The organism is Leucobacter celer subsp. astrifaciens, assembly GCF_001273835.1.
In the GTDB taxonomy this organism is placed as follows: domain Bacteria; phylum Actinomycetota; class Actinomycetes; order Actinomycetales; family Microbacteriaceae; genus Leucobacter; species Leucobacter celer.
This window is the reverse complement of the sequence record NZ_JHEI01000234.1, coordinates 1-290: the sequence shown is the minus strand read 5'-3', so window position 1 is coordinate 290 and position 290 is coordinate 1. Positions and strand designations below refer to the sequence as shown.

1 protein-coding gene is annotated in these 290 nt (G+C 67.6%); it reads left to right on the top strand.

Going from position 1 to position 290, the window contains the following annotated elements; all coding sequences use genetic code 11:
* A partial coding sequence (locus AMS65_RS18375; RefSeq protein ID WP_162231797.1) for an O-antigen ligase family protein occupies positions 1–290 on the top strand: 290 nt, incomplete at both ends.

Below are 290 nucleotides of genomic sequence, written 5' to 3'. Positions count from 1 at the left end.
GCCCCGATCGCGGCGGCGTGCTGCTCGCCGCCGCGATCGGGGCAGCGCTGTTCGCCCGCGACTTCGTATTCGGCCTGCTCGGCAAGAGCGGTGACCTCACCGGCCGGGTCGAGACCTGGCACAAAGTCATCGAATTGGCGGATCAGCGGCCCTGGTTCGGCTGGGGCTGGGTGAGCTACTGGGCGCCCTGGGCAGAGCCTTTCAAGTCGCTCGATGTCAAGGCCGGCATCTCGGTCATGAGTGCGCACAACGCCTGGCTCGACGTCTGGTTCCAGCTCGGTATCGTCGGG